At 67.1% G+C, this 25,359-nt stretch carries 26 protein-coding genes; 17 read left to right on the forward strand and 9 right to left on the reverse strand.

The window, feature by feature from the left end; translation table 11 throughout:
- The coding region (locus tag ACH107_RS15190; RefSeq protein WP_412506565.1) for an MBL fold metallo-hydrolase at positions 1-719 on the reverse strand (719 nt) is incomplete at its 3' end.
- Between the two features lie 41 nt (positions 720-760).
- On the opposite strand from ACH107_RS15190, the gene ACH107_RS15195 reads away from it, so the two are divergent.
- The 11 genes from ACH107_RS15195 (at position 761) to ACH107_RS15245 (ending at position 10,402) form a co-directional block, all read left to right on the forward strand.
- Positions 761-2,080, forward strand: coding sequence for an ATP-binding protein (locus tag ACH107_RS15195; protein ID WP_412506566.1), 1,320 nt, complete (start codon positions 761-763; stop codon positions 2,078-2,080).
- A gap of 193 nt (positions 2,081-2,273) precedes the next feature.
- Entirely contained in the window at positions 2,274-2,555 is a 282-nt protein-coding gene (gene yajC / locus ACH107_RS15200; RefSeq protein WP_310691817.1) for a preprotein translocase subunit YajC, read from the forward strand.
- Positions 2,556-2,625: 70 nt separating this feature from the next.
- Positions 2,626-5,262 (forward strand): protein translocase subunit SecD, encoded by a 2,637-nt coding sequence (secD, locus tag ACH107_RS15205; RefSeq protein WP_412506567.1) that lies wholly within the window; start codon positions 2,626-2,628, stop codon positions 5,260-5,262.
- A gap of 30 nt (positions 5,263-5,292) precedes the next feature.
- A complete protein-coding gene (locus tag ACH107_RS15210; protein WP_412506568.1) occupies positions 5,293-5,901 on the forward strand; it encodes a TSUP family transporter in 609 nt (202 codons plus the stop codon).
- A gap of 3 nt (positions 5,902-5,904) precedes the next feature.
- A complete protein-coding gene (locus ACH107_RS15215; RefSeq protein ID WP_412506569.1) occupies positions 5,905-6,258 on the forward strand; it encodes an Mth938-like domain-containing protein in 354 nt (117 codons plus the stop codon).
- Between the two features lie 22 nt (positions 6,259-6,280).
- Positions 6,281-6,898, forward strand: a complete 618-nt coding sequence (ccmA, locus tag ACH107_RS15220) for a heme ABC exporter ATP-binding protein CcmA (RefSeq protein WP_412506570.1) — start codon at positions 6,281-6,283, stop codon at positions 6,896-6,898.
- On the forward strand, positions 6,895-7,551 hold the full coding sequence (gene ccmB / locus ACH107_RS15225; protein WP_310691822.1) for a heme exporter protein CcmB: 657 nt from the start codon (positions 6,895-6,897) through the stop codon (positions 7,549-7,551). Before ccmA ends, ccmB begins: the two co-directional genes overlap by 4 nt.
- A gap of 42 nt (positions 7,552-7,593) precedes the next feature.
- Positions 7,594-8,319, forward strand: coding sequence for a heme ABC transporter permease (locus ACH107_RS15230; RefSeq protein WP_310691823.1), 726 nt, complete (start codon positions 7,594-7,596; stop codon positions 8,317-8,319).
- A complete protein-coding gene (gene ccmD / locus ACH107_RS15235; RefSeq protein ID WP_310691824.1) occupies positions 8,316-8,477 on the forward strand; it encodes a heme exporter protein CcmD in 162 nt (53 codons plus the stop codon). Before ACH107_RS15230 ends, ccmD begins: the two co-directional genes overlap by 4 nt.
- Complete coding sequence (locus ACH107_RS15240) at positions 8,470-9,003, forward strand: DsbE family thiol:disulfide interchange protein (RefSeq protein WP_310691825.1); 534 nt, start codon at positions 8,470-8,472, stop codon at positions 9,001-9,003. Before ccmD ends, ACH107_RS15240 begins: the two co-directional genes overlap by 8 nt.
- A gap of 31 nt (positions 9,004-9,034) precedes the next feature.
- Complete coding sequence (locus ACH107_RS15245; protein ID WP_412506579.1) at positions 9,035-10,402, forward strand: phosphomannomutase; 1,368 nt, start codon at positions 9,035-9,037, stop codon at positions 10,400-10,402.
- A 119-nt stretch (positions 10,403-10,521) separates the two neighbouring features.
- On the opposite strand, the gene acnA is transcribed toward ACH107_RS15245, so the two are convergent.
- Entirely contained in the window at positions 10,522-13,272 is a 2,751-nt protein-coding gene (acnA, locus tag ACH107_RS15250) for an aconitate hydratase AcnA (protein ID WP_412506571.1), read from the reverse strand.
- 229 nt (positions 13,273-13,501) lie between these two features.
- On the opposite strand from acnA, the gene ACH107_RS15255 reads away from it, so the two are divergent.
- Positions 13,502-14,200: a DUF1223 domain-containing protein gene (locus ACH107_RS15255; RefSeq protein ID WP_412506572.1), complete on the forward strand. Its 699-nt coding sequence runs from the start codon at positions 13,502-13,504 to the stop codon at positions 14,198-14,200.
- Between the two features lie 27 nt (positions 14,201-14,227).
- Here the strand turns inward: ACH107_RS15255 and ACH107_RS15260 are convergent, their stop codons facing one another.
- Together ACH107_RS15260 and ACH107_RS15265 are read right to left on the reverse strand one after the other, a co-directional pair.
- Positions 14,228-15,256: a flagellar motor switch protein FliG gene (locus tag ACH107_RS15260; RefSeq protein ID WP_412506573.1), complete on the reverse strand. Its 1,029-nt coding sequence runs from the start codon at positions 15,254-15,256 to the stop codon at positions 14,228-14,230.
- Between the two features lie 88 nt (positions 15,257-15,344).
- The gene (locus ACH107_RS15265; protein ID WP_310691831.1) at positions 15,345-15,842 is read right to left on the reverse strand and encodes an autoinducer binding domain-containing protein; all 498 of its coding nucleotides are present in this window, start codon (positions 15,840-15,842) and stop codon (positions 15,345-15,347) included.
- A gap of 130 nt (positions 15,843-15,972) precedes the next feature.
- Between ACH107_RS15265 and ACH107_RS15270 the strand changes: the two genes are divergently transcribed.
- Positions 15,973-16,590 (forward strand): helix-turn-helix transcriptional regulator, encoded by a 618-nt coding sequence (locus ACH107_RS15270; protein ID WP_412506574.1) that lies wholly within the window; start codon positions 15,973-15,975, stop codon positions 16,588-16,590.
- A 128-nt stretch (positions 16,591-16,718) separates the two neighbouring features.
- Positions 16,719-17,369 carry an acyl-homoserine-lactone synthase gene (locus ACH107_RS15275; protein WP_412506575.1) on the forward strand — a complete coding sequence of 217 codons (651 nt, stop codon included), beginning with the start codon at positions 16,719-16,721 and terminating at the stop codon, positions 17,367-17,369.
- A gap of 57 nt (positions 17,370-17,426) precedes the next feature.
- On the opposite strand, the gene purB is transcribed toward ACH107_RS15275, so the two are convergent.
- Complete coding sequence (gene purB, locus ACH107_RS15280) at positions 17,427-18,734, reverse strand: adenylosuccinate lyase (protein ID WP_412506576.1); 1,308 nt, start codon at positions 18,732-18,734, stop codon at positions 17,427-17,429.
- Positions 18,735-18,816: 82 nt separating this feature from the next.
- Between purB and ACH107_RS15285 the strand changes: the two genes are divergently transcribed.
- Complete coding sequence (locus ACH107_RS15285; protein WP_310691606.1) at positions 18,817-19,269, forward strand: DUF6314 family protein; 453 nt, start codon at positions 18,817-18,819, stop codon at positions 19,267-19,269.
- A 127-nt stretch (positions 19,270-19,396) separates the two neighbouring features.
- Complete coding sequence (locus tag ACH107_RS15290; RefSeq protein ID WP_310691607.1) at positions 19,397-19,993, forward strand: biotin transporter BioY; 597 nt, start codon at positions 19,397-19,399, stop codon at positions 19,991-19,993.
- A gap of 157 nt (positions 19,994-20,150) precedes the next feature.
- Here ACH107_RS15290 and ACH107_RS15295 read toward each other — a convergent pair whose 3' ends face one another.
- The 4 genes from ACH107_RS15295 to ACH107_RS15310 form a co-directional block, all read right to left on the reverse strand.
- Complete coding sequence (locus tag ACH107_RS15295) at positions 20,151-21,362, reverse strand: bifunctional alpha/beta hydrolase/OsmC family protein (RefSeq protein WP_310691608.1); 1,212 nt, start codon at positions 21,360-21,362, stop codon at positions 20,151-20,153.
- Complete coding sequence (locus tag ACH107_RS15300) at positions 21,319-22,377, reverse strand: hypothetical protein (RefSeq protein ID WP_412506577.1); 1,059 nt, start codon at positions 22,375-22,377, stop codon at positions 21,319-21,321. The genes ACH107_RS15295 and ACH107_RS15300 overlap by 44 nt, the downstream gene beginning before the upstream one ends.
- Positions 22,378-22,630: 253 nt before the next feature.
- On the reverse strand, positions 22,631-24,037 hold the full coding sequence (gene glnA, locus ACH107_RS15305) for a type I glutamate--ammonia ligase (protein ID WP_310691610.1): 1,407 nt from the start codon (positions 24,035-24,037) through the stop codon (positions 22,631-22,633).
- A gap of 45 nt (positions 24,038-24,082) precedes the next feature.
- Complete coding sequence (locus ACH107_RS15310) at positions 24,083-24,421, reverse strand: P-II family nitrogen regulator (RefSeq protein WP_310691611.1); 339 nt, start codon at positions 24,419-24,421, stop codon at positions 24,083-24,085.
- A 179-nt stretch (positions 24,422-24,600) separates the two neighbouring features.
- Between ACH107_RS15310 and ACH107_RS15315 the strand changes: the two genes are divergently transcribed.
- A partial coding sequence (locus tag ACH107_RS15315; RefSeq protein ID WP_412506578.1) for an NAD(P)H-hydrate epimerase occupies positions 24,601-25,359 on the forward strand: 759 nt, incomplete at its 3' end.

Raw genomic sequence — 25,359 nt, forward strand, 5'->3', positions numbered from 1 at the left:
CGGGTCTGCGCCGTGCGGGCCGCGCGATGGGCGATCAGTGCGGTGATGCGGGCCTGGGCGTCGGCCACCGGGGCACCGTGGCCGGGCCAGAGCTTTTGCACCCCGGTCGCGGCCAGCCGCGCGAGCGAGGCCATGAAGTCGCTCAGGTCGCCATCGGGGGGCGAGACCAGCGATGTGGCCCAGCCCATGACGTGATCGCCGCTGAAGGCCGTGTCGCCCCAGAGCAGGCAGAGGTGATTGCCCATGTGCCCCGGCGTATGCAGCGCGCGCAGGGTCCAGCCGTCGCCCGTCACGGTCTCGCCCTCGGTCAGGCACTGGTCGGGCACAAAACCCGCATCCACCCCCTCGCCACCGCCGAGCGCCGCGGCGCGGGTCAGCTTTGCCATCGCCGCGCTGCGGCCCGCCCGGGCATCGCCAAAGGCCAGCACCGGCGCGCCGGTCTCGCGCGCCAGCGGCGCGGCCAGCGGCGAATGGTCCAGATGCGCATGGGTGACGAGGATATGGCTGACCGGGCGCCCGTCGATCGCCGCGCGCAGCGCTGCAAGGTGGCGCGAGTCCGCCGGGCCGGGGTCGATCACCGCGAGGCGGTCCGTTCCCAGCAGATAGCTGTTGGTGCCCCAGTGGGTCATGGGCGCGGGATTGGGGGCCAGCACCCGCAGCAGCCCCGGGGCGAGGGCGATGGGCTGCCCCGGCGCGGGGGCCTCCTGGGGGTGTTGCATCGTGCATTTCCTTCCCGGCGTGGCGGGGATAGCCTTAGCCCATGATGTTCCAGTGGCTCAAACGATACATGCCCCGCGGCCTCTATGGCCGGGCGGCGCTGATCCTGATCCTGCCGGTGATCACGCTGCAGTTGGCCATCTCCGTCTCGTTCGTACAGCGTTACTTCGAGGATGTAACGGAGCAGATGACGCGCTCGGTGCTCTATGACCTGACTTATGTGACCGATCTGGTCAACGCCGCTGCCGACGTTGCCGCGGCGCGGGACGAGATCTCGGACACCGCCCCGGCGCTGGCGCTGGACGTGCAGTTGCCCGATACGGATGTCCCCGCGGCCGACCGGCGCCGCTGGTACGACTTCTCGGGGCTTGTGCTGCGGCGGGTGCTGCGCGAGGGGCTGCCCGGGCTGGGGCCTATCCTGCTGCCCGATGACCGGCGAGTCAGGCTCTGGATCGAGACGGCGCACGGGCCGATGTCGGTGGGCTTTGACCGGCAGCGGGTCTCGGCCTCGAACCCGCACCAGCTGCTGGTGCTCATGGTGCTGCTGGGCATCCTGATGACGGTGATCGCCTATATCTACCTGCGCAACCAGCTGCGCCCGATCGAACGGCTGGCCAATGCCTCGGCCGAATACGGTCGTGGGCGGGTGATCCCTTATAGCCCCGCCGGCGCGACCGAGGTGCGCGCCGCCGGCCATGCCTTCCTCGACATGCGCGCCCGGCTGGAACGCCAGACCCAGGCGCGCACGCTGATGCTGTCGGGGATATCGCATGACCTGCGCACGCCCCTGACGCGGCTCAAGCTCGGGCTGGACATGCTGGAGCCGGAGGAGGTGGCGCCGCTGATCCGCGACGTGTCGGACATGGAGCGCCTGCTGGACGCCTTTCTGGACTACGCGCGCGGGGCGGCCGAGGACGAACGCGCCGCGGTGGACCCGGTGGCGCTGGCGCGGCAGGTGATCGCGGATGCGGCGCGCATGGACCAGGCCGTCGAGGCCGGCGCCATGGTGGGCGAGGGGGTCGAGGTGCAACTGCGCCCGCTGGCCCTGCGCCGCGCATTGGAAAACCTGATCGGCAACGCGCTGCGCCATGGCAGCCGCGCGCGGCTGGGCGTGCAGGTCAGCCCGCGGGCGGTATGCTTCTCGGTCGAGGATGACGGGCCGGGCATTCTGGCGGACGCGCGCGAGGACGCGGTGCGCCCCTTTACCCGGCTGGATCGGGCGCGCAATCAGGACCGGGGCCCAGGCGTGGGTCTAGGGCTGGCGATCGTGTCGGATATCGCGCGCAGCCATGGCGGCACTTTGCGGCTGGTCGACAGCGCGGATCTGGGCGGGTTGCGCGTGGATATCGTGCTGCCGCGCTGAGGCAAGGGTCGGCCCGCGCTCGTGGCTGGCCTGTATCCCGGATCAAAACCGCCGTTTGAAACTCTGACGCATTGCACCCGCGCGCCCTTTGCCCCATATCCCCCCGCAAGCCTGCGCGGGGGCGTTGCACATTCACCCGGCGCGTTTTACCAAGATGATCGGCCCGCCGGGCCACGCAACGAGAGGATACCCGATGGAAGCGCTCGCCCAATTCGTGCCACTGCTGCTGATCTTCGCGATCATGTATTTCCTGCTGATCCGCCCCCAGCAGAAGAAGGTCAAGGATCACCAGGCCATGGTCAAGGCGCTGCGCCGGGGCGACCAGGTCGTCACCCAGGGCGGGCTGATCGGCAAGGTCACCAAGGTCAAGGACGACAACGAGCTCGAGGTCGAGCTGGCCCAGGGCGTCAAGGTGCGCGTTGTGCAGTCGACCATCTCGCAGGTCCTCAGCAAGACCGAGCCCGCCGAGGGCTGACACCCGGGGCCATCGCGGCCCCGTTTCCGGATATCCAGGGGTCGGTCGCGGCCCGGCAGGGACAGTCGCCATGTTGCAGATCGATCTTTGGAAACGCTTGGCAATCTGGCTGGTGGTGCTGGCCGGGGTGATGCTGGCGCTGCCCAATGCCTTTTACACCCGTGTGGAGCAATCCAACGACGCCGAGTCGGTGATCGCCGAGGGGACCAGTGACGCCGCGCTGGACCAGCAGGCGGCCCAGTGGCCTTCTTTCCTGCCGGACGGGTTGGTGAACCTCGGGCTCGACCTGCGGGGCGGGGCGCATCTGCTGGCCCAGGTGCAGGTCGAGGAGGTCTACGACCGTCGCATCAGGGCCATGTGGCCCGAGGTGCGCGACGTGCTGGCCGCCGAGCGCGATGCGGTCGGGTTCGTCACCCGCGAGGAGGACGCCCCGGCCGGTCAGCTGCATGTGCGCATCGCCAATCCCGAGGCCATGCCGCGGGCGCTGGACCTGGTGCGCGGGCTGGCGCAGCCGGTACAGTCGCTCACCGGGGCCACCTCCACCGATCTGGACGTGCAGGCGCGTGACGGGGTGCTCGTCGTGCAACTGTCCGAGGCCGAGAAGGCCGCCAGCGACGACCGCACGGTGCGCCAGGCGCTCGAGATCATCCGCCGCCGCATCGACGAGGTCGGCACCCGCGAGCCCAACATCCAGCGCCAGGGCGCGGACCGTATCCTTGTGCAAGTGCCCGGCGTGGGCAGCGCGCAGGAGGTCAAGGACATCATCGGCACCACCGCGCGGCTGACCTTCCACCCGGTCGTCAGCCGCACCACCGATGGCGATGACAGCCCCGGGTCGGGCAATATCATCCTGCCCTCGCTGGACGAGACGGGCACTTTCTACATCGTCGAGCGCACGCCCGTCGTCTCGGGCGAGGCGCTGGTCAATGCCCAGCCGACGATGGACGAGAACAGCCGCCCCGCGGTGTCCTTCCGGTTCAACACCGCCGGCGCGCGGGCCTTCGGGGATTACACGGCCGAGAACATCGGTTCGCCCTTCGCCATTGTGCTGGACGACGAGGTGGTTAGTGCCCCGGTGATCCAGAGCCATATCCCGGGCGGGTCGGGCATCATCACCGGCCAGTTCAGCGTCGAGGAGACCACGGAACTGGCCGTCCTGCTGCGGGCGGGGGCGCTGCCGGCCGAACTGACCTTCCTGGAAGAACGCACCATCGGGCCGGAACTGGGCCAGGACAGCATCGAGGCGGGGGCCATCGCCTGCATCGTCGCCTTCATAGCGGTGCTGATCTACATGGTGCTCAGTTACGGGCTCTTTGGGGTTTTCGCCAATATCGCGCTGATCGTGAACCTGATGCTGGTCTTCGGCGCGCTCAGTGTGCTGGGGGCGACTCTGACCCTGCCGGGCATCGCGGGGATCGTGCTGACTATCGGCATGGCCGTGGACGCCAACGTGCTGGTCTTCGAACGTATCCGCGAGGAACGAAAATCCGCCAAGGGGCCGGCGCGGGCGATCGAGCTGGGCTACGAAAAGGCGCTCTCGGCCATCGTGGACGCCAATATCACCACCTTCATCACCGCCTGCATTCTGTTCTTCATGGGCGCGGGGCCGGTGCGCGGCTTTGCCGTCACGCTGGGGCTGGGCATCCTGACCTCGGTTTTCACGGCGATCTTCCTGACGCGCCTGCTGATCGTTATGTGGTTCGAGCGCAAGCGGCCGAAACAGCTCTTTGCGGGCAAATACCTGCGGCTGGTCAAGCAAGGCACGACCTGGGATTTCTTCGGCCGCGCACGGCTCTGGCTGGGGCTGTCTTCGGTGCTGGTCGTGGTGGCCTTCGTCAGCTTCCTGTTGCAGGGGCTGAACTACGGCATTGACTTCAAGGGCGGCACGACGATCCGCACCGACAGTCCGCAGGCGGTCTCGGTGGCCGAGTATCGCAGCGCGCTGGACGCGCTTGAGCTGGGCGATGTCTCGATCACCGAGGTCTTCGACCCCAACTTCGGGCCCGATCAGAACGTCAAGACCGTCTCGATCCAGGCCCAGGAGGGCGAGGAGAGCGTGACGAACGAGACCATCAGCGCGGTGCAGGGCGCCTTGCAGGAGATCGATCCGGAGGTCGGATTCCCGTCGGTGGAATCCGTCGGGCCGACCGTCTCGGGTGAGTTGATCCAGGCCGCGGCCATCGCCGTGCTGCTGGCCATCGGGGCGGTGCTGATCTACATCTGGATGCGCTTCGAGTGGCAGTTCGCCCTGGGCGCCGTGGTCGCGCTGGTGCATGACATCGTGCTGACCATGGGGATATTCAGCGAGCTACAGATCAGGTTCGACCTGGCGATCATCGCCGCGCTTCTGACCATCGTCGGCTATTCGCTCAACGACACGGTCGTCTTCTTCGACCGGGTCCGCGAGAACCTGCGCAAGTACAAGAAGAAAGAGCTCAAGGAGGTGCTCAACATCTCGATCAACGAGACGCTGAGCCGGACCTTCATGACCTCGATCACAACGCTTCTGGCGCTGGTCTCTCTCTATGTGCTGGGCGGTGACGTGATCCGGGGCTTCGTCTTCGCGATGATCTGGGGCGTGATCGTGGGGACCTATTCCTCGATCTTCGTGGCATCGACGGTCTTGCTGGTGCTTGGGGTCAAGCGCGACTGGTCGAAGAAAGACCCTGGCCAGGTGGCCAACCAGTTCGGCAATGTCGACGCCTGAGCCCCCGGTGGGGGCCGGGCGCAGGCCGTGATGATCGACCCGTGGCTGATTGAAATCGCCCTCGTCTCGGGGCTGGCCTACGGCTTTGCCGGGTTCGGAGCGGCGCTGATCTTCATGCCCGTGGCGCTGACCATGCTGGCCGCCGCCGTGGCGCTGGTACCCCTCGGTGTCCGGGTGCTGCGCACGACGGACCCGATGGCGCTGCGCGGGGCGGTCTCGACTGTGGTCCTTGGCACATTGGCCGCGCTTCTGTCGGGCTGGCGCTACCGCCAGAGCCCGGGCCTGCCGGCCTGGCCGGGCGTGGGCGCGAGCGTGGGATTTCTTGGCGGATCGGTGGGCATGAATGGCCCCGTCCTGGTGCTGTTCCAGCTGGGCGGGCCGGATGCCGCCGCCCGGACCCGCGCCAATGCCATCGTTGTGCTGTCGCTGTCAACGCTGGCGCTGCTGCCGATCATGGCCCTGCAGGGGGCCATGACCCGCGAGACCGTGCTGTTGGGCCTTGCCTTGCTGCCGGTCTATGCACTGGGCGCCTATCTCGGGCGACGGCTTTTCAACCCCGCCCAGGCTGGCCTATACCGGGGCACGGCCTACGTGCTGATTGGCGGGGCCGGGACCGTGGGATTGCCGATTTGGGGGTAAGAGATGCGCATGAACGAAGTTGTTTTCGACGACGCCCGGCCGGTCGACGGCTACGGCCCGGGCTTCTTTCGCATCGGCGGCGAGGTTGTCGAGGGCGCGGTCATCGTCTCGCCCCGTGGCGTCAGCCCTTGGGCGGGGCTCGACGCGATCGACCCGCTGCTGGAGCTTGGCCCGGTCATCGACGTTCTGCTGGTGGGCACCGGGGCCGAGATCGCGCATCTGCCAAAGGGCCTGCGGACCCGCCTTGAAGAGGCGGGGATCGGCGTGGAATTCAGCGCCTCGCCGGCCGCCTGCCGCACCTACAATGTGCTGCTGGCCGAGGGCCGCCGCGTCGGTTTGGCCCTGTTGCCCGTCTGAGGCTTGCGCTATCGGTAGGCCCATGAGTCTGCATGTCAGAAACCTGGGCGTGGCCCGTGGCGGCCGGCCCGTACTCGAGGGGGTCAGCTTCGACTGCGCCCCCGGCGAGGCGCTGATCCTGCGCGGCCCCAACGGCGTGGGCAAGACCACGCTGTTGCGCACGCTGGCCGGGCTTCAACCCGCGCTGACGGGCGAGATTTCCTTTCCCGAGGAAAGCGGCGCCTATGCCAGCCATGCCGATGGTATCAAGGCGCAACTGAGCGTGACCGAGAACCTGGTGTTCTGGGCCGAGGTGCATGGCAGCGCGCTGGACGAGGGCGTTCTGGCCGATTTCGATCTGCTGGCCCTGCGGGACCGGCTGGCGGGCACGCTCAGTGCCGGGCAGAAGCGCCGCCTTGGCCTGGCCCGGCTGGGCGTGATCGGGCGCAGCGTCTTGTTTCTGGACGAACCCACCGTCTCGCTCGATGGCTTTTCGGTGAAGATGTTCGCCGACTGGCTGCGGACACGGCACCTGGGCGAGGGGGGAATCGCCGTGATCGCCACCCATATCGACCTCGGGCTGGAGGCGCCGACACTGGAGTTGAGCCCCTATGTGGCCGCCCCCGACGCGCGCGGCGGCAGCGACGAGGCCTTCCTGTGATCGCCCTGCTCAAGCGCGACCTGGCCCTGGCGGTGCGCGCGGGCGGGGGCTTCGGCCTCGGGCTTGCCTTTTTCCTGATCGTCATCGTGCTGGTGCCCTTCGGCGTCGGGCCGCAGTCCGAGCTGCTCAGCCGCATCGCGCCGGGCATCCTCTGGGTGGCGGCCCTGCTGGCGGCGCTGCTGTCGCTCGACCGCATCTTCGCGCTGGACTTCGAGGACGGCTCGCTGCCGTTGCTGGCCACCTCGCCCCTGCCGCTGGAGGCGGTGGCGCTCATCAAGGGGCTGGCCCATTGGACGACCACCGGGCTGCCGCTCACCCTGGCCGCCCCGGCGCTGGGTTTCCTGCTGCACCTGAAACCCTCCGCCCATGTCTTTTTGCTGATCTCGCTGGCCGTGGGCACGCCGGCGCTGTCGATGATCGGCACATTCGGAGCCGCCCTGACCGTGGGTCTGCGCCGCGGCGGGCTGCTGATGTCGTTGCTGGTGCTGCCGCTCTATATCCCGACGCTGATCTTCGGGGCCGAGGCCGTGCGGCGCGGGGCCGAGGGGTTTTCCGCCACCACGGCACTTGTGCTGCAGGGCGGGATCACCCTTGGCGTCTTCGCCTTCCTGCCCTTTGCCACGGCGGCGGCGCTTCGCGTCAATCTACGGTGAAGAGGCATTGAGCGGCCGTGCGCGAGCGGGTAGGAGGTAGACATGTCGATCTGGGAATATGCCAATCCGAAGAAGTTCATCGCGACCACCACCCCGGTTCTGCCCTGGGTGATGTGGGGCGCGGCGCTTTGCCTGTTCGGCGGGCTGGTCTGGGGCTTCTTCTTCACCCCCGATGACTTCCGCCAGGGCAGCACGGTCAAGATCTTCTACCTGCATGTCCCGGCGGCCATGATGGCGATCAACATCTGGGTCATGATGCTGGTGACCTCGCTGGTCTGGCTGATCCGGCGTCACCATGTCAGCGCCCTGGCCGCCAAGGCGGCGGCGCCCATCGGCATCGTCATGACGCTGATCGCGCTGTTCACCGGGGCGGTCTGGGGCCAGCCCATGTGGGGCACCTGGTGGGCCTGGGACCCGCGGCTGACCTCCTTCCTGATCCTGTTCCTGTTCTACCTGGGCTACATCGCCCTCTGGACCGCGATCGAGGATGACGACACCGCCGCCGACCTGACCAGCGTGCTCTGCATCGTCGGCTCGGTCTTCGCGGTGCTCAGCCGCTACGCGGTCAACTTCTGGAACCAGGGGCTGCACCAGGGCGCCTCGCTGTCGCTGGACGCCGAGGAAAACGTCGCCGATGTCTTCTGGTATCCGGCGCTGGTCTGTATCGCCGGGTTCATCCTGCTCTTCGTCGGGCTGGTCATCCTGCGCACCCAGACCGAGATTCGCCTGCGCCGCGCCCGCGCCCTGCAAGCAAGGATGACCGGATGATCCCCGACCTTGGAAAATACGCCGCCGAGGTGCTCTCGGCCTATGCGGTCTCGATCCTGCTGCTGCTGGGGCTGGTCTGGATCTCGGTGCGCGCGGCGCGCCGCGCCCGTGCCACCCTGGAGGCCGTGGAACGCCAGAAGGCGGCCCGTAATGGCTAGACCGCTGATGTTCATCCCCCCGGCGATCTTCGCGGCAATCGCCGGGCTATTCGCCTATGCCATGTTCAGTGGCAACCCCGACGAACTGCCCACCGCGCTGGCCGGGCAACCCGCCCCGGTGACCGAGGTCGCCCCCCTGGGTGACAAGACCGCGCTGACCGATGCCATGCTGCGCGACGGCGAGATCAAGCTGGTCAACTTCTGGGCCAGCTGGTGCGCCCCCTGCCGGGTTGAACACCCGCACCTGACGGCGCTGGCCGATGATGGATTGCCGGTCTACGGCATCAACTACAAGGACAAGGACCCCAACGCGCTGGCCTTCCTGCAGGAACTGGGCGATCCCTATACCGCCGTGGGCACCGACCCCGGCGGGGCCATGGCGCTGGATTGGGGCGTCTACGGCGTGCCCGAGACCTTCCTGATCGACGGCGACGGCACAATCGTGACGCGGGTGGCCGGCCCGGTGACCCGGCGCGCCGTTGAAACCCGCCTGCGCCCGGCCCTCGACGCGGCCCGCGCCCAATGACCCTGCCTCATTTGACTCACCTCGCGGAGGCCTGAACATGCTGACCTGTTTCAAGAGCTATGACGTGCGCGGCCAGTTGGGTACGGAGCTGACCGAGGGGATCTGCGAATCCATCGGCCGCGCCTTCGCCCGCGTCATGGACCCCGGCACCGTGGTCACGGGCCGCGACATCCGCCCCAGCAGCGCGGGCCTGCAGGACGCGCTCCACCGCGGGCTGGTGGCCGAGGGCGTGCAGGTCATCGACATCGGCCTTTGCGGCACCGAAGAGGTCTATTTCGCGACCCCCCATCATGAGGCGGGCGGCGGGCTGATGGTCACCGCCAGCCATAACCCAATGGATTACAACGGCATCAAGATGGTGCGGGCGGGCGCCCGGCCGATCTCGGCCGAGACCGGCCTGGCCGAGATCCGGGCGCTGGCCGAGGCGGGCGATTTCGGCCCGGACCGGCCCGGCGGCGGGGTCGCGCACCGCGATTCCCGGTCCGCCTATGTGGCGCATCTGATGGGGTATCTGGCCCCTCAGGGGCTGCGGCCCCTGAAAATCGTCGTCAATGCCGGAAACGGTACTGCCGGGCCCACCTTCGACGCACTGGAGGCGGCACTCGACGGCGTGCCGTTCACCTACGTCAAGATCAACCACAGCCCCGACGGCAGCTTTCCCAACGGCATCCCCAACCCGCTTTTGCCGGAAAACCGTGCCGCCACCGCCGAGGCCGTGACCGCCCATGGCGCCGACATGGGCGTGGCATGGGATGGTGATTTCGACCGCTGCTTCTTCTTCGACGAGACCGGCGCCTTCGTGGATGGCGAATATGTCGTCACGCTTCTGGCCCGGGCCTTCTGCGCAAAGGAACCGGGCGCCGGCATCGTCTATGACCCGCGGGTCATCTGGTCGACCGAGGATGCGGTCCGGCAGGCGGGCGGCGCGCCGATCCTGTCACGGGTGGGGCACTCGCATATCAAGGGCATCATGCGCGACCGCGACGCAGCCTATGGCGGCGAGATGTCGGCGCATCACTACTTCCGCGACTTCAATTACTGCGACAGCGGCATGATCCCCTGGCTTCTGCTGGCCGAACTGGTTGCGCGCAGTGACCGGCCGCTGTCGGCGATGCTGGCCGAGTTGCGCCGCGATTACCCTTCCTCGGGCGAGGTCAACTTCCGCATCGCGGATGTCGACGCCGCGGTGTCCGCCTTCGAGGCCGCCTACGGCCCCCAGGCCCGCGCCGAAGACCGCCTTGACGGGATCAGCTACGACATGGGCGACTGGCGTGTGAACCTGCGCCGGTCCAACACCGAACCGGTGGTCCGACTGAACATAGAGGCGCGCGGCGACGCCGTGCGCGTGGCTGACAAACTGGCCGAGATCCGGATGCTGCTGTCCCGTCACGCGGCCTGACCCTTACTCGCCAGCGAGTCTTTGGGTCAAAAATACCGCCGCCGGAGGCGCAAACCAAAAAAGCCGCGCCCCCCGCGGGGGCGCGACATTTTGATAGCGGTTCGGCCCGGCGAAACGGGTCAGGCGGCCTCTTGCGCGAGGTTGCGCAGAACGTAGTGCAGCACGCCACCGTGTTCGACGTATTCGATCTCGATCGCGGTATCGATCCGGCATTTCAGCGTGATCTCCTTGACCGTGCCGTCGGCCATGGTGACCTCGCAGGGGACCTCCTGCAGCGGCTGGATGCTGTCCAGCCCCTTGATCGAGACGCTTTCATCTCCCGTCAGGCCCAGGGTCTTGCGGGTGTCGCCGCCGGTGAACTCGAAGGGGATCACGCCCATGCCCACCAGGTTCGAGCGGTGGATGCGCTCGAAGCTCTCGGCGATCACGGCCTTGACGCCCAACAGGTTGGTGCCCTTGGCGGCCCAGTCGCGGCTGGAGCCGGCGCCGTATTGCTCCCCGCCGAAGATGACCAGCGGGGTGCCCTGCTCCTGATAGGCCATGGCGGCCTCGAAGATCGAGGTCTGCTCGCCGTCGGGGCCCTTGGTGTAGCCGCCCTCGACCCCGTCCAGCATCTCGTTGCGGATGCGGATGTTGGCGAAGGTGCCGCGCATCATGACCTCGTGGTTGCCGCGGCGGCTGCCGTAGGAGTTGAACTCGCGCACCGGCACCTGGCGCTCGGTCAGGTACTGGCCCGCCGGCGTGCTGGGCTTGAAGGCGCCGGCGGGGCTGATGTGGTCGGTGGTGATCATGTCGCCGAGCATGGCCAGAACGCGGGCGCCCTGCAGGTTGGTGATCTTGCCCGGCTCGGGCGACATGCCCTGGAAATAGGGCGGGTTCTGGATGTAGGTCGAGGCCGCGGGCCAGTCATAGGTCTCGGCATCGGTGACCTCGACATCCTGCCACTTCTCGTCGCCCTTGAAGACATCGGCATACTTCGACTGGAAGGCGTCGCGCGTGACGGTCTTCTCGACCAGTTCGGCGATCTCGGCCTGGGTCGGCCAGAGGTCCTTGAGGTAGACATCGCGGCCCTCCGGCGTCTGCGCGATCGGGTCCTTAGCGATGTTGATGTTCATGTCGCCTGCCAGGGCATAGGCCACGACCAGCGGCGGGCTGGCCAGGTAGTTGGCCCGGACGTCGGGGCTGATCCGGCCCTCGAAGTTGCGGTTGCCCGACAGGACCGAGGTCGCCACCAGATCGCCCTCGGCGATGGCATCGGACAGCTCCTGCTGGATCGGGCCGGAGTTGCCGATGCAGGTGGTGCAGCCATAGCCCACCAGGTTGAAGCCGATGGCGTCGAGGTCCTCTTGCAGGCCGGCGGCCTCGAGGTAGTGCGACACCACCTGGCTGCCCGGTGCCAGCGAGGTCTTGACCCAGGGCTTGCGGTCCAGGCCCAGTGCGCGGGCCTTGCGCGCCACCAGCCCGGCGCCGATCATGACATAGGGGTTCGAGGTGTTGGTGCAGGACGTGATCGAGGCGATCACGACCGAGCCGTCACGCAGTTCGTAGTCCTCGCCCTTGACCTTCTCGCTCTTGCGCGGGTCGATCACCGGGTCCGGCGCCGGGCCTTCGTCGGCCATGCCGTTGCCGTTGTCACTCACGTCCGTGCCGCGGTATTCGGCCACCACGTCGAAGAAGGCCTCGGCGGCCTCGTCCAGCGGGGTGTGGTCCTGCGGGCGCTTGGGCCCGGAAATGGCGGGCACGATGGTGCCCATGTCCAGTTCGAGGGTATCGGTGAACACCGGCTCCGCCCCCGGTTCGCGCCACAGGCCCTGTTCCTTGGCGTAGGCTTCGACCAGCGCGATGCGGTTCTTGTCGCGCCCGGTCTGTACGAGGTAACGCAGGGTCTCGGCGTCGATGGGGAAGAAGGCGCAGGTGGCGCCGAATTCGGGGCTCATGTTGCCGAGTGTCGCGCGGTCGGCCAGCGGCAGGTGATCGAGCCCATCGCCGTAGAACTCCACGAACTTGCCGACGACGCCCTTCTCACGCAGCATCTGCGTGACCCGCAGCACCAGGTCGGTCGCCGTCGTGCCCTCGACCATGGCGCCGGTGAGCTTGAAGCCCACGACCTCGGGGATCAGCATGGAAATTGGCTGGCCCAGCATGGCGGCCTCGGCCTCGATGCCGCCGACGCCCCAGCCGAGCACGCCAAGGCCGTTGATCATCGTGGTGTGACTGTCGGTGCCGACCAGCGTATCGGGGTAGGCGACCTCTTGGCCGTGCTGGTCGGTGTCGGTCCAGACGGTCTGGCCGAGATATTCCAGGTTCACCTGGTGGCAGATGCCCGTGCCCGGCGGCACGACGCGGAAGTTGTTGAACGCGTTCTGGCCCCACTTGAGGAATTGGTAGCGTTCCATGTTGCGCTCGTATTCGCGGTCCACGTTCATCTGGAAGGCGCGGGGGTTGCCGAACTCGTCGATCATCACGCTGTGGTCGATGACAAGATCGACGGGGTTCAGCGGGTTGATCTTCTGCGCGTCGCCGCCCAAGGCCTTGATGCCGTCGCGCATCGCGGCCAGGTCCACCACCGCCGGCACGCCGGTGAAGTCCTGCATCAGCACGCGGGCCGGGCGATAGGCGATCTCGCGCGGGTTCTGGCCGCCCTTGCTGGCCCAGTCGCTGAAGGCCTTGATGTCGTCGACGGTGACGGTCTTGCCGTCCTCGAAGCGCAGCATGTTCTCGAGCACGACCTTGAGCGCGACCGGCAGGTTCGAGAAATCGCCCAGGCCAGCGGCCTGGGCGGCGGGGATCGAGTAATAGGCGACGGATTGATCGCCGACGGTCAGCGTCTTGCGGGTCTGGGTCGAATCATGGCCGACAGTGATGGGCATGGGGGCCTCCTTTGCGGGTGGGCGATGGGCGCGGTGCGTCCGGGGTCGGATTCGAGTCCGGGTATACTATTGTATGCAGCCGTTTGCCAAGGCCGGAAAAAGCGGATCATGCGACAACCGTAGGTCAGCCGCGGCGGGGCTGTCCATGTGACAGAGGCTCGCAAACGCTTGATTGGCATTTGCCCGCGCGGTGGGCTAGCTAGACGGTCAGTCACAGCGGAACCCCATGATGCGACGACTCCTCACAGCCCTGATCCTTGCCCTTTCGCTTGCCGCCCCGGCCCTGCGGGCCGAGCCCGGCCCGGTGGTGGTGGAGCTTTTCACCTCGCAGGGCTGTTCCAATTGCCCGCCCGCCGATGCCATGCTGCTGGAACTGGCCGAACGGGACGATGTCATCGCGCTGGCGCTGCACGTAGACTACTGGGACTACATCGGCTGGAAGGACAGTTTTGCGGACCCGGCCCATACCCGGCGGCAGAAGGCTTATGCCTACGCCGCCAACCAGGCCGCGGTCTACACGCCGCAGATGGTCATCGCGGGCCAGACCCATGTGGTCGGCACCCGCGCGATGGAAGTCGCCGACGCCATCCGCGATCATGCCGGGGTCGATCATGGCATCACGCTCGACGTGCAGCGCGACGGCGACGCGCTGCGCATCGCGCTGCGCCATGATGGGCCCGGACTCAAGCCCGCGCGCATTCACCTGGTGCGCTACACCCCGCGCGAGGTCGTGGACATCCGCCGGGGCGAGAATGCCGGGCGGAAGCTGACCTACGGCAATATCGTCACCGGTTGGGAGGTGCTGACCGATTGGTCGGGACAGCGCGATCTGGACCTGAACGCACAGGTGCCGGGCGAGGACCGTGCCGTTGTGCTGGTGCAGCGCGTCGGGCCGGGGCCGATCCTAGCGGCGGGTGAAGCCCGCTGACCGGCCCCTTCGGCCGACCGCCGCGCCTCAGTCTTCCTCTTCTTCCTCGGACGCGACCAGGGCAATTGTCCCGGCATCAGCGGCCGCGCGAATGGCGGTGACCACGGCGGCCTGGGCCGCTTCGCCCTGGGATCTGCGGACCTTGCCCAACTCGCTCATTTCCTCGCGCAGGCTGTCGGCCATGCGCTGCGACATGTTCGACAGGATATGGTCGGCGGCCCTGTCCAGCCCGCCGCCGGTGGCCTGCGCGCTGGACAGGGCCTTGACCAGGTCGTCGCCTGGGATGTCGCGGATGACCTTGGGCACGTCGAGCGCGGCCAGCCGCTCGGGGATGTCCGCGAAGGTAAAGATCGACTGGCGCACGTCCTCGGCGAAGTCGGGGTCATGGTCGGCAAGCTCTTGCAGCAGGCGGTCGCGCGTTTCTGCCGTGCTGGCGTTGAGGATGGCCCCCACGCGCTGGCCCGGGGTCTGTGCGAAGGCGGGGGCGCCGGCCCCGCAATACTGGCCCGCCAGCGCCGCGCCCACGCGGGCGACGGCCTCGGGGCGGATCTCGGCGGTGCGTGCCACCGCGTGGGCGATACGCCGGGCACGCTCGCCGGGCAGGCGCGCCAGCAGGTCAGCCGCGCGCGCCGTGGGCAATTTCGACAGCAGCACTGCACCGATCTCGGGGCTTTCGGACTCGAGCAGCGTGACAAGGTCATCGGCTTCGAGGGTGCGCAGCTGTGTCCAGGGGTCTGCGTCGGCCTGGCTTGCGGCCTCGTCGCGCAGTTTCTGCAGGGCCTGGGGGCTGATTCTGCCATCCAGCCCGGCTAGGGCGGCTTCGATGCTGCCGGGGACCGTCATGGCCAGGTTGCCCAGGGCCTCGGAGAATTCGCGTGCCACCGATTCGAGCGTCGCGCGATCCACCAGCCCCAGTGCGCCCAACTCGCGTGACAGGCGCATCTGGCTATCCTCGGGTAGGTCGGCCAGCGGCAGGTCCTGCCCGTCGTTGAGCAGGTACTGCACCAGCAGCGCGGCCTTGCGCGCGCGGCTCAGCTCGGTGGCGGAGAGGGACATCGGGGCCTCTTGGCGATTGCGGCAGCATGTGCGAACGGGCCGAGATTGCTGCTGCGCCCCTTGCGATTTTCTTAATGCGGCTGCGGTTTCATTCCGAGGAGCCCGGATGGGTCATCTGCACGGAAAGTTCATGAAGTTCCTTGCGCATCGTGGGGTTCATGCCATCTGCCGACGAGGTCATGCGGTGAAGCGCCTCGACGTCGGCCTTCAGCCGCGCGACTTCTTCACCGGTGAAATCGCGGTCGCTGCGGGCGAAGCCGGCCACGCTGCGGGTGCCTTCGGCTTCGATGGAGATGGCGACCCCGTGCTTCATCCCGAAGCGTTCGGACTCTGCCAGCACCCCGGCATCGTCCCATGTGGCGAGGTCGGCCCAGCTCATCACGCCGGTCTCGGAAAATCCCCAGCGCACGATCGGATCACTCATTACGTATCCGCGTTCCGAATAGAGGTCGATCCAGTCTTTCGGATAGGTCTGGAGCAGGAATTCCGGTGTCGTGAACTTGATGTGAAAGGCGATCGCGAAGCCCGTTGGCGACTGGTTCTCCAGCCGCACCAACACGGTGCGAATATCTTGTTTGTCGGCCATTTGGCGTTTCCCCAACTCGCTTTATGGTTGCCTGCAACCGCTGACCCGACATACATTGCAAACTAGGCGCGTCCAACGTAAGTCTTGCGTTTTCAGAAGAACAGGGAAATCGGTTATCCATCCCGCTGACATGACTCATCAGAACCAGGAGCAGCCCCCGGATAGCGTTCTCGTTCCGGCCAGCGCGGGCTATTACATCGCCCTGCGGGTGGGGTTTGCCTTTCCGTTGGAAGAGGTCAATGCGCTTCCCTGGGCCTGGGTGGATCATTACACCCAGAATCGGTTCATGCTGCACGACCCGGTGATCCGCTGGATCTATTCCAACACCGGTGCCATTCGCTGGAGCGCGCTGGACCTGCCTGACCCGATGCGTGTCCTGGAACAGGCGCAGGTCTTCGGGCTGCGTTACGGGGCGGCGGTGGCCTGCTACGACGGCAACCGCGAAGGGCAGCGGTCCTTCGGGACCTTCGTGCGCGGCGACCGCGAATTCACCGATGCGGAAATCGCGCAGTTCGAATGCTACGTGGATCAGCTGCACCGGACCAAGGCCCCCCCAACGAACCTGACACCCGCCGAAATCGAGGCGCTGGGGATGATCAAGCGCGGCATGCGGCTCAAGCAGGTGGCCCATGAGCTTGGTGTCACCGAAGGGGCGATCAAGCAGCGCCTCAAGAACGCCAAGACGAAACTGAACGCTCAGACCAGCGCCCAGGCCGCCGCCATGGCATGCGAGTTCGGACTCATTTAAAAACAGCTTTTGATTAACGTAATGTTAACGCGCAGGCACTGCGCGCAATTTCGTTTTGCGCCTGAAATCCAAGGTTAACAGCGCGGCGATGGCAGGGCTAACTGGACTCTCCACAAAGGAGAGTCATCATGGAAAATATCACGTTTCGCTTGTCCCACAGCTACCAGTACGGGTCCGCCTATTTCGACTATCTCGCGCTGCGCAAGCAGTTCTTCGTCGATAAACTGGGCTGGGACATCCCCCACAACGACGATCTGGAGATGGATCAATACGACAACCCGGAGGCACGCTACTCGCTCGTGCTCGATCAGGGGCGGGTGATCGCCGGGGCCCGGGCCATGGCCTGTTCGGCGAAATGGGGCGAACATACCTACATGTTGGGGGATGCCATGACCGGCAAACTGGGCACGATCCCATCGACCGTCCTCAGGCACCACATCGTCAGCTCCGAAGTCTGGGAATGCACCCGTCTTGTCATCGCCCCCGCAGTCAAGTCGATGAAGATGCGCAACCTCTGCCTCGACATGATCGTGGACGGGCTGATCGACATGGCCGCGCGCGAGGGCGCGCACAGGTTGATTTCGCTGAGCAATCTGTGGTTGTTGCGGTCCCTGCGCCGGCTTGGCTATGGCGCGGAGCTTCTCGGCGATCCCTACGTCAACAAGGATGACGGCCACAAATATGCCGTCATGGCCATCGAGGCCGAGCCGACGGCGCCCCGGCTGCCCCGGCAGACCCATCGGCCCCAACCCGGTGTGGTCCAAGCGCCTGCCGCCTGAGGGGGCGGTATCGAGATCCGCGAGGGGCCTGCGCCCGGCGGGGCGCGGGCCCTGGGGTCATGTCGTGCCGAAGACCCGCGCGAAGATCGTGTCGACGTGCCTGGTGTGATAGGCGAGGTCGAACTTCTCTTCGAGCTCCTCGGCGCTCAGCACCGCCGTGACATCCCGATCGGCAAGCAGCTCGGACTTGAAATCCTTGTCTTCTTCCCAGACCTTCATGGCGTTGCGCTGGACCAGGGCATAGGCGTCCTCGCGGCTGACACCGGCCTGGGTCAGCGCCAGAAGCACCCGCTGCGACATCACCAGCCCGCGGAACTTGTGCAGGTTGGCCAGCATGGTGTCGGGATAGACGACCAGCTTGTCGATCACGCCGGCGAGTCGGTGCAGGGCGAAATCCAGCGTCACGGTGGCATCGGGGGCGATTCCCCGCTCGACCGAGCTGTGCGATATGTCGCGTTCATGCCACAGTGTCACATTTTCCATCGCGGGGGTCACGGCCATGCGCACCAGCCGGGCCAGCCCCGTCAGGTTCTCGGTCAGCACCGGGTTGCGCTTGTGCGGCATGGCCGAACTGCCCTTCTGCCCCTTCGAAAAGAACTCCTCGGCCTCCAGCACCTCGGTGCGTTGCATGTGCCGAATCTCGGTTGCGATGTTCTCGATGGAGCTTGCGATGACGCCAAGCGTGGCGAAGAACATGGCGTGGCGGTCGCGCGGGATCACCTGGGTGCTGATCGGTTCGGGCGTCAGGCCCATCTGCGCGCAGACATGCGCCTCGACCGCCGGGTCGATGTTGGCAAAGGTGCCCACGGCGCCCGAGATGGCCCCGGTGGCGATCTCGGCGCGGGCGGCTTCCAGCCGTTTGCGGCCCCGGTCCATCTCGGCGTAGAAGCGCGCGAAGGTCAGGCCCATGGTGGTGGGTTCGGCATGGATGCCGTGGCTGCGGCCGATCCGGACGGTGTCCTTGTGCTCATGCGCGCGCTTTTTCAGGGCGGCGAGCACCTTGTCCATGTCCACCAGCAGGATGTCGGCGGCGCGCACGAGTTGCACGTTCAGCGTGGTATCCAGCACATCCGAGGACGTCATGCCCTGATGAACGAAGCGGGCCTCCTCGTGGCCGATGATCTCGGCCAAGTGGGTGAGAAAGGCAATGACGTCGTGCTTGGTGACGGCCTCGATCTCGTCGATGCGGGCGACGTCGAAGTCCACGTCGCTGGCCGTCCAGACCGCTGCGGCGCTTGCCTTGGGGATCACGCCGAGATCGGCCTGGGCGTCGCAGGCATGGGCCTCGATCTCGTACCAGATGCGGAACTTAGTGGCGGGCTCCCATATCCGGGTCATTTCGGGACGGGCGTAGCGGGGGATCATGGGCAGGGCCTTTTCATCACTGGAGCATCACGTGCATGCCTCTTAAAAGGGGGGTCGGCGATGGGCAAGGGAGGGCCGCGCGATGCCGCAGCGACCAGACCGAGGCGCGCCGGGGGCCTGGCTGGGGGCGGCGGATTTCCGGCCCGGCTTTCGCTTCGCGCGCGAGATCGAGGATGCCCTGACCGGGCAGGTCCTGCGCGCCGAGGGGACCGTGTGCTTTACCCCCGATGCGGCGGGCCTGATCTACGCGGAGAGCGGCCGCCTGCACCTGCCCGGGCGCGCACCGATGCAGGCCGAACGGCGCTATCTCTGGCGCTTCGAGGCCTCGGGCGTCGCGGTCTTCTTCGAGGATGGCCGGCCTTTTCACCACTTCGTGCCCGCGGGGCAGGGGGCGGGCAGTGATCACCCCTGCGGCTCCGATCACTACCGCGTGGCCTATGATTTCACCCGCTGGCCGTGCTGGACGGCCACCTGGCGGGTCACGGGGCCGCGCAAGGCCTATGTGAGCCGGACCCTCCATGAGCCCCTGGCCTGATTTGCAAAACCGCGAATCGGCTTTGCAGAAGGTTTGCATGTTTGCCGGATCGCCGGGCAAATTCCTTGCGTCGCGGGGGGGAGTGAGGCATTCAGATCGGCAAAACAAACCTGAAAGGAGCCGGGACATGGCTGCAACCGCAAGTGACACCGTTCTGTTCGACACCTTCGGGCCCGCCGCGGGCCCCGCGCTACGCGCCAAGCAGGCGCTGATGGTGGTGCTGGGCATCGCCCTGCTGGCGGCCTCGGCCAAGGTGCAGGTTTTCCTGCCCGGCACTCCGGTGCCGATCACCATGACCACCTTCGGCGTGCTGACCGTGGGCGCGGCCTATGGCGCGCGGCTGGGGCTGATCACCGTGCTGGGCTACCTCGCCCTGGGGGCGCTGGGCGCCTCGGTCTTCGCCGGGCAGGAGGCCGGTCTGACGTACATGATGGGCGGCACCGGTGGCTATCTTGTGGGCTATGCGCTGGCCGCCGCCGCGCTGGGCCACCTGGCGCGCCGCGGCTGGGACCGGAGCATCGGCCTCATGGCGCTGGCCATGGTGATCGGCAACGCGCTAATCTACGTGCCGGGGCTGCTCTGGCTGCACCAGTTCGCCTCGGGCTGGGCGCAGACGCTGGAGTGGGGCATCACGCCCTTCCTGGTGGGGGACGCGCTCAAGCTCGTCCTGGCCGCCTTGCTCGTGCCGGGCCTGTGGAAACTGATGGGCCGCGCCCGCGGCTGATCCCGCGACGGTTCGAAAATCGAGAAGGGCGGACCTGGCGGTCCGCCCTTCGCTGTTTTTGCGGGACATATGGCCCGCCCGAGCCCCCGAACCCGGCCGAGGGAAGGATGAAGCCGACCCTCCGGGGGGAGTTTATCGGCCAAGATGAAGGGGCGGGTCAGTCGGCCAGTTCCGTCACGATCTCGTTGGCGCGTTCCAGGGTCTGGTGGACGGGGCACTTGTCGGCGATCTGGAGCAGGCGCTGGCGCTGGTCGGTGTCGAGGTCCCCTTCAAGGGTGATCCGGCGGTGGAACTGGTCGATCCGGGCCTTGCCCTCGGTGCCGGCGTCCTGTCCGTGGACCTTGTCGTGGGTCACGTCCACCTTCACCCGGGTCAGCGGCCAGCCCTTGCGCCTTGCATACATGCGGATCGTCATCGAGGTGCAGGCCCCCAGCCCGGAGGCCAGCAGCCCGTAGGGCGAGAGGCCGCGGTTGCTGCCGCCGTAGCTTTCGGGCTCATCCGCCTGCAGGTGATGCGGGCCGGACTGGATATCCTGGAGAAAGCCCTCGGGGGTGGCTTCGGAGACGCGCACCACGCCCTCGGGCGCGCCGGGTGGCGGCGCGGGGCGCTTGAGGTCCAGGTAGCGCCCGGCCCAAGCGGCGATGACATCGGCGGCATAATGCGCGTCGGCCTCCTGGCTGAGCAGGTGGTCGGCATCGTCGAGGGTGACGAAGCTCTTGGGGTGTTTGGCGGCCTCGAAGATCTTGGCGGCGTTGTCGATGCTCACGATCTCGTCGCGGGGGGCGTGCAGGACCAGAAGCGCCGCGCGGAGGCCGGCGATGGCCTCGGTGAGCCGGGTTTCGGTCACATCGTCCAAAAAATCGCGCCCGATGCGGAACGGCCGCCCGGCCAGGCTGACCTCGGCCTCGCCCTCGTCACGGATGGTCTGGAGAGCATCGCCGAAGGTGTGGGTGACATGCGCGGGGTCGCGGGGGGCAGCGATCGTGGCGACGGCCCTAACATGGTCCATCTGCCCGGCCGCCTTGAGAACCGCTGCTCCCCCCAGTGAATGCCCGATCAGGAGCGATGGCGTCATGTCGCGCGTGCCGAGGGCGTCGCAGGCGGCCTTGAGGTCCGCGACGTTGCTGGTGAAATGGGTGTTGGCAAATTCCCCCTCGGAATGGCCCAGCCCGGTGAAGTCGAAGCGCAGTACGGCGATGCCCAGCCCGGTCAGCCGTGCGGCGATGCGGCGGGCGGCGGCGATATCCTTGCCGCAGGTGAAGCAATGGGCGAAGAGCGCCGTGGCCAGGTGCGGCCCGTCGGGCAGGTCGAGCCGGGCGGCGAGGTCATGGCCGGAATGGCCCTGGAAGGTGAATTTCTCGGTTGGCATGGCGGGCCCTTGTTGTGACGGATACCCCGCCAAGGTGATCGCCGCGCCGCGCGATCGCAAGGCCGGCCTCGCCACGGTGACGGTAAGGTGACCGAGGCGCGGCCCGATTCCGCCTCAGACCAGGTAAGACAGCAGCGGTGCGCCGATGCCCGCCTGCATCAGGCCCATGGCCGCCCCGGCGAGAGCGATCGCGCGAGCGGGCACACGTGCATCCTCGCGGCCGAGGGCGCAGTAGGTCAGTGCCGCCATGCCCAGCGGGACCGAGAGCATGATGGCGCCGCTGTTCATGGTGTAGATGGCCAGCCGTCGGGTAAGGCACCCCGTCCATTGCGGTGCCGGTGTCGTCCGCCGCGTCGTCCTCGGCGTGCAGGGCCTCGCGCAGGGCGGCGGCTTCGGCGCGCTGCGTCGCGTCGGCCCAGCCTACGGCATCGACCGCCGTGCGGTCGGCCGACCGGGCCGCGTGTGTCGGGCGGGGGGGCTCTGAGGGGGTATGCCTGCCCGGGATGACGGGCCGTTCGGACAGGAAGGGTGCGACGGTGACAGTCCGGTGCGCGGCGTCTGGCCGGGCCAGGCGGCCGACCAGATCGACAAGCTCGTCGTAGATATCTGAGGTGATCATTCGTTCGTGTTCGAAGACCATCAGGTGATCGGCCGGCGCGGCGCGGTTGATTTCCCGCGCCAAGCCGCGGCAGAGGTCCGCGCGGTCTGTATAGAGCGGGTCGCTTGCGGGTGCGCCAGGACCGGGCCCCACGGCGACGATCAGCCCCTCGGCGGGCAGGCCGCCCGCCCCAAGCGCCTCGGACAGGTCCGCGGTGAAATCGGCGTAGCACAGCCAGACCCGCGCCCGGCCCAGGTCGTAGATGACGAAATCGTCATGGGCGGCGGTGATACAGTCACCGGCCGCCTGTGCGGCGGCGAAGGCTGTCCCCAGGTTTCGCGTGAGCGACTGGAAGTCGCTCCGTGTCGGTTTCGCGAAACACAGCGCGGCAATCGTCGTTGGGGCATAGCTGGTCATTGCGCGGTCTCCTGCAGCACGTCCAATCCCGACTATGCGGTCAAAAATGGCCGGGATTGGACGGAACTGTGTTGAATCGGGCGCAAAGGGCGCATCCTGCTCGGATGTTCATCATCGATCCGGCCGGACTCCGGGCACTGTTGCAAGCGCGGCGACGGCATTTCAGCAGCCCGGTTGCCATATGCAAAAGGGGCGCGCCGGTCGGGCGCGCCCCTTGGAAAGATCTCGTGACGGTCCGATGGATCGGGGGGCGTCAGCAGCTGTAGTAGAGCTTGAACTCCACCGGGTGCGGCGTGTGTTCGTATTCGTAGACCTCTTCCCACTTCAACTCCAGGTAGCCCTCGATCTGCGCTTTCGAGAAGACGTCGCCGGCCAGCAGAAACTCGTGGTCGGCCTCGAGGCTTTCCAGCGCCTCGCGCAGGCTGGAACAGACGGTGGGGATGTCGGCCAGTTCCTCGGGCGGCAAGTCGTAGAGGTCCTTGTCCGAGGAGGGGCCCGGGTCGATCTTGTTCTTGATGCCGTCGAGGCCGGCCATCAGAAGCGCCGAGAAACACAGGTAGGGGTTGGCCGAGGGGTCGGGGAAGCGGGCCTCGACGCGCTTGGCCTTGGGGCTCTCCGTCCAGGGGATGCGGATGCAGCCGGAGCGGTTGCGGGCCGAGTAGGCGCGCAGAACCGGGGCCTCGAAGCCCGGGATCAGCCGCTTGTAGGAGTTCGTCGCCGGGTTGGTGAAGGCGTTCAGCGTCTTGGCGTGCTTGAGCAGGCCGCCGATGAACCACAACGCTTCCTGGCTCAGGTCGGCATACTTGTCGCCCGCGAAAAGCGGCTTGTTGTCCTTCCAGACAGACATGTTGACGTGCATGCCGGTGCCGTTGTCGCCCGCGACGGGCTTGGGCATGAAGGTGGCCGACTTGCCATAGGCCTGGGCGACGTTGTGGATGACATACTTGTATTTCTGCAGCTCGTCGGCCTGCTTGGTCAGGCTGTCGAAGATCAGGCCCAGTTCGTGCTGGCAGCTGGCGACCTCGTGGTGGTGCTTGTCGACCTTCATGCCCAGTCGCTTCATGGTGCTGAGCATCTCCGAGCGGATGTCCTGGCCGTCGTCGATGGGGTTGACCGGGAAGTAGCCGCCCTTGACGCCCGGGCGGTGACCGGTGTTGCCCATCTCGTATTCGGTGTCGGTGTTCCACGAGGCGTCGAGCGCATCGATCTCGTAGGCGACCTTGTTGATGGAGACCGAGTAGCGCACGTCGTCGAAGAGGAAAAACTCCGCCTCGGGGCCGAAGAAGGCCGTGTCGCCGATGCCGCTGGATTTCAGGTAGGCCTCGGCGCGTTCTGCGGTGCCGCGGGGGTCGCGGTCATAGCCCTCGCCGGTGTCCGGCTCGACGATGGAACAGTGCATGCACAGGGTCTTCTCGGCATAGAAGGGATCCATGTAGGCGCTGTTGGTGTCGGGCATCAGTTTCATGTCGGACTGGTCGATCGATTTCCAGCCCTGGATCGAGGAGCCGTCGAACATGAAGCCCTCTTCGAGGAAGTCCTCGTCGACCTGGTCGGCCATCAGCGTCACGTGCTGCAGCTTGCCGCGCGGGTCGGTGAAACGGATATCGACGTAGTCGACTTCCTCGTCCTTGATCGTCTTGAGAACGTCAGCTTTGCTCATGTCTCTTGTCTTCCCCTGTTATCATGTTGGGTGGTGTGGATCGGATCAGAGGGCCTCTTCGCCCGTCTCCCCGGTGCGGATGCGGATCGCCTGTTCGACGGGCGACACGAAGATCTTGCCATCGCCGATCTTGTCGGTCTTGGCGGCGTCGACGATGGCCTCGATGGCGGCCTCGGCCTGGTCGTCGGCGAGCACCAGCTCGATCTTGACCTTGGGCAGGAAGTCCACGACGTATTCGGCGCCGCGGTACAGTTCGGTATGGCCCTTCTGCCGGCCGAAGCCCTTGACCTCGACCACCGACAGGCCCTGGATGCCGGCCTCTTGCAGGGCTTCCTTCACCTCGTCCAGCTTGAACGGTTTGATGATTGCCTCGATCTTCTTCATCGGCGCGACTCCCCTTTGCCAAGGCCTGCTTCCGGGTTGTCAGACCACTTCCCGCAGGCGGCCTCAATCCGATAGGCTGCATGGGGCTGGGGGACCGAGGGGAATCTCGAAAAGACGCCTAAATTTTATGCAACTAGCCGCGCAGATGTGCGGAATTGAATCGCTGGAGTGCTGACAACGTGACCGAACTGCTGACTGCCGCCCAAATGCGCGCCATCGAGGGCGCCACCATCGAGTCGGGGGCCGTGACCGGGCTGGAGTTGATGGAGCGCGCGGGGCGCGGGTTGGTCGCGGCGGTGTTCGAGGAATGGCCCGCGCTGGCACAGGCATCGGGCCGGGCGGTGGTGCTCTGCGGCCCCGGCAATAATGGCGGCGACGGGTTCGTCGTGGCGCGATTGCTGGCCGGTTGGGGCTGGGCGGTCGAGGTGTGTCTGTTCGGCGACCCCGCAAAGCTGCCGCCGGATGCCGCGGCGAACCACGGCCGCTGGAACGGCGCGGCGCGCGACCTGGCAGCACCGGGGGCGCTGGCGGGGCAGGCGGCGCCCGACGTGGTGGTGGATGCGCTTTTCGGCACCGGGCTGGGCCGTCCCCTGCAAGGCGCGCTGGCAGAGGTGGTCGCCTCGGTCGGGGAATGGCGCGCGCAGGGCGCCCGGGTGGTGTCGGTCGATCTGCCCTCGGGGCTGTGTTCGGACAGCGGGCGGCCCCTTGGCGCCTGTGTTCCGGCGGACCTGAGCGTCGCCTTTCACCGGCCCAAGACGGGGCATCACCTGGCCGAGGGGCCGGCGCGCTGCGGGAAGGTCATCTTGGTGCCCATCGGGCTGGACGATCGCGGTGCGGGCCCCGGGGGCGCGGCGGGTGTCGTCACCCTGATCGCCGCCGTGGCCGGGCTGGCGGCCAAGGCGGGCGCCGGTCACAAGTACACCCACGGCCATGCGCTT

The sequence above is a fragment of the Roseovarius halophilus (ex Wu et al. 2025) genome (genome assembly GCF_047086965.1).